The following is a 6597-nucleotide window of genomic DNA, read 5'->3' on the forward strand; positions in this document are numbered from 1 at the left end:
GTGACACGCTTCCCTGTGGGTGAACGCCTCGAAGAGGCAAAGGGTGTACGGGGCAGAGCACCGATAGGATGCTCCATCGCTATCTTGACCGCCAATCGGCGGCCTGTGTCATTTTTGCTTCTTACCCTTGGACACGCCCTGCAGCCGCCGATACTAAAAAACGGCGCCTTTTCAAAGGCGCCGTTTTGCTGCCATTATTTGGCTATTACTGCAGAAATTTCTTTTGCCTCTTCTTTACCGGAAGATTTCCTCATAATCTTGTAAACACCGACGGTGAGAAGGGGCACCAGGTAGAGAAGGATGAAGGCATAGGCCAGGGCATTGTAGCCTTTGGCAATGAGGTCGATAATACCGATTTTGGCGAAGGCCACTGAAATCACCAGGATAATGACAGTGAGCGCACCGCGATGCTGACGGGTGAGGGGATTTCTTCCCGTATCCGTAAGGCCCCTGTCCACACGTTCCAGCATGGCATGGATAATGCCGGTGGCCGTTTCAATCAGAGTCCAGCCCATGACGATGCTGAAGAGGAAAAGCAGCCAGCCCGGCGCATTGTCTGCCTGCATCATAGCCACCCAGGGCACCGGCGATGCCAGCACTGCTTTGTCGGGGTAGAAGGCCATGACTGCATAGTAGGTCATGAACCAGGGGATAATCATGAGCAGACCTGCAATGATGCCGCTGATAATGGTGTCCTTGCGGCTCTTCTGGGCCTTGATGGTGAAGAAGGATGCCGGAAAGACCACCAGGTTATAGGCCATGTAGAGAATGCCTGTCCAAAGGGCAGCTCCCACAGTGGCATCGGGCACAAAGGAATGATCGCCGGATGCCATGACCTCGGAAATATGGGCTCCCCCATGGCTGATAACCAGCACAGAGAAGGAAATATAACCGATGTAAAGAAGCACGGTGCCAATGGTTTCAAAATAGGAAATAATCTTTTCCCCATAGTAGTTGAGCACGCCTACAATCACCGTAATGGCACCGACGCCGTACCAGTAATTGAGCCCCGTCATCTGCTCCACCACCGCGCCGGTAGCAGAAGACATGACGGCAATGATGATGACCATGAAAAGCAGGTACACCAGATCAAAGACATGGTACAGGGGTCCGATTAATTCCTTCAGGAACGATTTGAAATCATACACTTTATAAAGGCGGATGAGTTCAAAAGACAGAATGGCCACCAGGGCGAATCCCACAAATGTAGCCAGCCCGGAAAGCCAGCCCATGGCACCGAACTTGGCGCCATACTCCACGATTTCACGGCCTGTGGCATACCCGCCGCCGATCAGCACGGACTGCAGGATAATGCCGGGAAGAATCATCCTCCCCAGGGCCCCTCCAAAAATACCTTTTTTCTCTTCCATACTGCTTCACTCCTTCATTTGTACCATCCCTGCAGGAAATCAAAAAGCGCCCATCAGAAATCAATTCTGAAGGGCGCATCCTTGCGCGGTACCACCTTGTACTTATCACTCTGCCTCATCAATGAACGGTTTTCATTGCGTCGGGCCTATCCATAACGGGGACATCCGCCAGGCCTACTCTGTTCGGCCGGGAAGCTCGCGAGTGAGTAAAACGACAGCGCCTTCCGGTTTTCACCATCCACCGGATCTCTGAAAGGGATTCCGTCATTTCTGTCTCGTTCCATGCAGGTACTTTTTAGTTAGACAGTAGTATACACGCATCGGGCGGCCATGTCAATGGGGAAATTGTAAAAGAGGGACATTTTGTGTCCAGGGTTCTGAGGATGCGCCCAGAGGGCGCAAAGGGGCGCGGCTCCGCCGTAGGTTGTATAAAAGGGTTGTGTAGAAGGGTTGTGTTCGCTTCGCTCAGGGGGCCGCTCTGCGACCCGGGTTCAGAAGGTTCAGAGGGTTCGGCCTGCCTTTGGCAGGCTGGTTCAAAGGGTGGTGGATTGCCCTACGGGCAATGCTTATAAAGTCAGCGTTACGGGATTTACTTTCAGTGTCATATGGCATGATACGCATTCTGGTGATTAGCTCACTGCGTTCACCACCAAAAGGGGAAAACGCCGAAATGGTACGTGAAATATATGACTCTATGTTTTTCCTCTCCATACTTCTCGTTTCCCCTTGAGGGGAACGCCTCGAAGAGGCAAAGGGTGTACGGGGCAGAGTACCGATAGGATACTCCATCGCTATCCTGACCGCCAATCGGCGGCCCCCTGAGCGAAGCGATGCACAGCGAGCATGATTTGAAGGAGCGCTAGCGACGCGCAAAATGTAGTGAGTCGTTTCCCCTTTAGGGGCGCAGATTTTAAAAAAGCCAGCCCGCGCCCTTCGTCATTTCGACCGAAGCGGAGCGGAGTGGAGAAATCTCACGCCCCAAATGACAAAAAAGCCGGCCCGCACCCTCCCGTCATTTCGACCGCAGCCGGTCAGCCGCCAATAGGAAAGCCTCTTATTGTGCAGGCTAGAGGCCAACTTCGGCTGACTTGGAGACTCTATGCAGAGTCTCCACAGAGTGGAGAAATCTCACTCCTCTGATGGTACGGGCGGCATTACGACGGGAGATCTCTCGACTCAGAGTATCATCGGAGCATTTTCCATCTGTCACATACCAACACGCAGCCCCGCTCGAGATGACGGTGACAGCCGATAGCCGACAGCCGATAGCCGACAGCCGGAAGCCTTCCCGCCAACCGGTATTCTTTAGTGAACTAGTGGACTAGTGAGCTAGCAGGAGCCATTAGCGGTACTCGCCAAGATTCTTCACTGCGTTCAGAATGACGGTGCCAGGCGGAAAGCGGATAGCGGTCACACTGTCTCACTAGTCCACCGTCCCACTAGTACACTAGCTCACTAGCTCACTAGTTCACTATCTCCCTTTTCATTTTCACATACTCTTCCCCTATTTCCTCTATCACCGCCTTTCCGCCGGTGAGGTCGGTGAAGAAGCGGATATGCTTTTCCCCGTTTTCCGGAAGGCAGAGAAATTCCAGCACCACCTTGTCGGTGAAATCCCGTTTCCTGACGATAATGTCCTTATCCTTTATATAATTTTCAAAGCCTCCTACGGCGCCGTAGGGTATGGTCAGGCGATACCGTATATGGGGCGTGTAGAGGACGATGGGCGCTTCCTTCACTGCATCGGCCAGGGTGGAGCTGTAGGCACGGGTAAGCCCCCCTGCTCCCAGCTTGATGCCGCCGAAGTACCTTGTCACCACGGCCAGAAGGTTGGTGAGCTTCTGCATCTGCAGCACATGGAGCATGGGATGGCCGGCGGTGCCCGACGGTTCGCCGTCGTCCCCCGATTTTTCCATCACCCTTTCCGTACCGATGCGCCAGGCGTAGCAGTTATGGGTGGCATCTTTGTACTGTTTCCGGAAGCCTTCCAGCGCCTTTTGAGCCTCTTCTTCCGAATTCACCGGCACCAGGTGGGCAATGAAAATGGATTTTTTAATTTCCGTTTCTTTATGAAATGGCTCCGCCGGAGCCGCGTAGGGAATAAGCATGATGACCTCCTTTTTCTTCATTGTAACACGAAAAAACAGCGCCGGTCGGTGCTGTTTTTCGAGTCATATGTTTTTGAGTCATATGTTATGGGCAGCTGTATTCCCGGAAGCAAGAGGGTTCAGTCGCCGGCAGCGCCCGGGTTCAAGCCGCCATCGGGTTAACGCCCTGGGCGGCTAAGGTTCGGGCCGGGATCGGCTTCGCCTTCCGGCCTGGTTCAGAGGAGAGTTTGAATGCCGCTGGCGGCAAGCGGCACCCTTTTTATATTTGCGGCGCGAGCCGCCACCACACCCTTTGAACCCGCCTGCCAAAGGCAGGCAGAACCTTCTGAACCCTCTGAACCCGGGCCACCCAGTGGCCCCCAGGGGCGATACCAAACCCCTCAGGCCGAAGGCCTGTCAACCCTTGGACCCTCCGGTCCATCAAAATGCCGGAATCAGTCCGTCGCTGAAGTTATCATTAATGTATTTCTTCACCGCATCGCTCTGGAAAATCTTCACGAATTTCTGATAGGTGGGGTTATCCTTATCCTGTTCTCTGGCAGCGATGATGTTCACATAGGGAGATGTATTATCTTCGGTGGCCAGGGCCTTCTTGGAATCGAGGCCGGCGGATTTCGCATAGCCTGCGTTAATGACGGAAATGGACACATCATCCAGGGAGCGGGGCAGCTGGGCTGCTTCCAGTTCCACAATCTGCAGGTTCTTCGGATTTTCAGCAATATCGCCTACCACTGCCTTGGTGGGGTCTGTTCCTTCCTTCAGTTTCAGCAGGCCCTGATGGTCCAGGAGAAGCAGGGCGCGGCCGCCGTTGGAGGGGTCATTGGGGATGGACACCTTGGCGCCGTCGGGAACGTCTTTGATGTCGGTGATTTTATTGGAATAAATGCGGAGCGGTGCCAGGTAGGTATTTCCGATGGAAACCAGCTTGGTACCATTCTTTTCATTGAAGGCTTCCAGAAAGGGGCCGTGCTGGAAGGAATTCAGATCGATATCACCGGCAGCCAGGGCCTGGTCCGGGGTCACGTAGTCGGAGAAGGACTTGATATTCACCTTGAGACCCTGTTTTTCTGCTTCCTGGGCCACAAATTCCATAACCTTTTCAGAATAACCCGGCGTAATGCCTACGGTGATTTCCTTCTTTTCCGCCGGAGCCTTGGCATCCTTCTTGTCACCGCCGCAGCCGGAAATGGCGCCGGCCACTGCCAGGGCTGCCAGAGAAAGGGCTAATGTTTTCTTCCAGTTCATAATAAAACCTCCTGCATATAATATGTTAAAAATATACAAAACAAAAATCCCCCGTCCCGAAAGGGACGGAGGACCGTGTTACCACCCAATTTCACCAATGAATCACTTCATCGGTCTCATAAGGTACGCCGGACTATGCCTTGATACCCTGTCTCTGTAACGGGAGCTCCCGGGCCGCTTCATCATTCAGCGCACCAGGCTCAGAGGCCATCTTCCATCAAACCGTCCGCACTCCCTTTCACCCAACGGAGCTCTCTTGGCCGGACCATTTCATGTACTCTTCTCTTCACTGCCTTTATGAAGTTGCATTAAATATACCATCGGGAAATCATGAAGTCAAGAGAAATTTTACTACCAATCAATCCAGGTCAGTGCCTTTTCCAGCTCGTAGAAGGTCTTCCCGTCCCAGAGAATATCTTCCGTCACATGGTTCAGCACATCATCGCCATCATCGGATTCATAGTAATAGACCAGCTCCATGAACTCCTCAAAGGGCTCTTTGGAAAACCGGTACTTCTCCACACTGATACTGTAGGTATTTCTTCCGGGATGAAATTTCAGTCCCGAGAACCGGTACACATACCCCCGGTGCCTCACGGAAGCCTCTCCGTCATTCAGATAATCAATAAACTCGTCTGCGTCGCCGCCCTGCATATGATTCACTGCTCCTTTATACTAAGACCTCGCTATGATGGCTTTATTATACATGATGAGGGGAAAAGGTTCAAAAGGTTCAGAAGGGAAGGTTCTTAAGATTGACCGGCCTTTGGCGATCGGGTTCTCAGATTTGACGGCGCCTATGGCGCCGCAGGTTGTGGATAGCCCCACAGGGGAAACGACTCACTGGATTTTCAGTCGTCTGACGACTCCCTACAGCACGGCTATCACCGACTCACAATAATTTGCGCGTTGCTTTGCTCCTGCAAATTATGTTCGCTGGTGTAACTCCAGTTCGCTGTGTACCGCCTTTGGCGGCTATGATTATGAAGTCAGCGTTACGGGGCTTGCATTGTGTCACTATAGCTCCCCGTCATTTCGAGCGGAGGTACTAGCCGGCATGGATTCCATAGCTTCGTGGAGCCAGTAAAAGGGAGTCGAGAAATCTCCCTGCAGAATGCTGCCTTGCAGCAGGCAGTTCTTGGCTTATCTTCTGTGTTCCTCAGGGCTCTGCCCAGCTCCTTCCAGTGGAAGGAGCCTTACGTTACGTGCTTACCTTTTAGTGTCACCAGTGCTGCATGACGAAGAGCCAAAGCCTTCTTCCTCTGGAAGACGACGGTCCTGCAGAGGACTGTCGAGTCGGGCTATTATTCGAGTATAGCCTGCACACTAAGCGAGCACCTTAATGCCCGACGGTGTCACCGCAGGCGACGGATGATAGCAGAATTTTCGAAGAAAAGCCGAGGGTCTGTGAAAAAATGATTTGCATTTTTTCACAGACCCTTTTGTATACGTAAATATTCACGGAAATTGAGCAAATAACAGCCTGCTCCCTGCCTCTACGTCATTTCGAGCGGAGATACAAGCCGGTATGATTCTGTAGTTTCATGGAGTCAGTGAAAGGTCGTCGAGAAATCTCCCTCCAGAATGCTGCCTTGCAACAGGCAGTTCCTGGCTTATCCTCTGTGTTCCTCAGGGCTCCGCCCAGCTCCTTTCTGAGAAAGGAGCCTTACGTTACGTGCTTACCTTTGTGCGCAAATCACGCTAAGCATAGCAGTGAATTGGCCACTGGCGTGGCCACCCCCTATCCGGCTGCGCCGGACTTTCCCCTATTCAGGGGGAGAATAGAACCTCTCTACGCTTTCCCTCAGAGTCATGTGGCACACTGGCAAGCGTCCATAGTGCCCCCTGAACAGCAATGCCACTTAGTTAAGAAA

4 protein-coding genes and 2 other annotated features are annotated in these 6597 nt (G+C 52.7%); all 4 genes read right to left on the reverse strand.

Annotation, left to right across the window (positions count from 1 at the left end; all coding sequences use genetic code 11):
• Positions 1-194: 194 nt before the first annotated feature.
• The 4 genes from B2Y11_RS05005 to B2Y11_RS05020 all read right to left on the reverse strand — a co-directional run bounded on the left by B2Y11_RS05005 (position 195) and on the right by B2Y11_RS05020 (position 5377).
• The gene (locus tag B2Y11_RS05005; protein WP_291056934.1) at positions 195-1370 is read right to left on the reverse strand and encodes a hypothetical protein; all 1176 of its coding nucleotides are present in this window, start codon (positions 1368-1370) and stop codon (positions 195-197) included.
• A gap of 66 nt (positions 1371-1436) precedes the next feature.
• Positions 1437-1662, reverse strand: a binding site (T-box leader).
• 1171 nt (positions 1663-2833) lie between these two features.
• Positions 2834-3478 (reverse strand): YigZ family protein, encoded by a 645-nt coding sequence (locus tag B2Y11_RS05010; protein ID WP_291056936.1) that lies wholly within the window; start codon positions 3476-3478, stop codon positions 2834-2836.
• A gap of 420 nt (positions 3479-3898) precedes the next feature.
• Positions 3899-4723 carry a MetQ/NlpA family ABC transporter substrate-binding protein gene (locus B2Y11_RS05015; protein WP_273097419.1) on the reverse strand — a complete coding sequence of 275 codons (825 nt, stop codon included), beginning with the start codon at positions 4721-4723 and terminating at the stop codon, positions 3899-3901.
• Between the two features lie 58 nt (positions 4724-4781).
• Positions 4782-5022 (reverse strand) — a binding site (T-box leader).
• A gap of 52 nt (positions 5023-5074) precedes the next feature.
• Complete coding sequence (locus B2Y11_RS05020) at positions 5075-5377, reverse strand: hypothetical protein (RefSeq protein ID WP_008860572.1); 303 nt, start codon at positions 5375-5377, stop codon at positions 5075-5077.
• Between the last annotated feature and the right edge of the window lie 1220 nt (positions 5378-6597).

It is taken from the genome of Dialister sp. UBA1703, assembly GCA_002320515.1.
Lineage (GTDB): Bacteria > Bacillota > Negativicutes > Veillonellales > Dialisteraceae > Dialister.

Coding starts and splice junctions, on each gene's coding strand:
- B2Y11_RS05005 (WP_291056934.1), bottom strand. CDS start 1,370: ATGGAAGAGAAAAAAGGTATTTTTGGAGGGGCCCTGGGGAGGATGATT.
- B2Y11_RS05010 (WP_291056936.1), bottom strand. CDS start 3,478: ATGCTTATTCCCTACGCGGCTCCGGCGGAGCCATTTCATAAAGAAACG.
- B2Y11_RS05015 (WP_273097419.1), bottom strand. CDS start 4,723: ATGAACTGGAAGAAAACATTAGCCCTTTCTCTGGCAGCCCTGGCAGTG.
- B2Y11_RS05020 (WP_008860572.1), bottom strand. CDS start 5,377: ATGCAGGGCGGCGACGCAGACGAGTTTATTGATTATCTGAATGACGGA.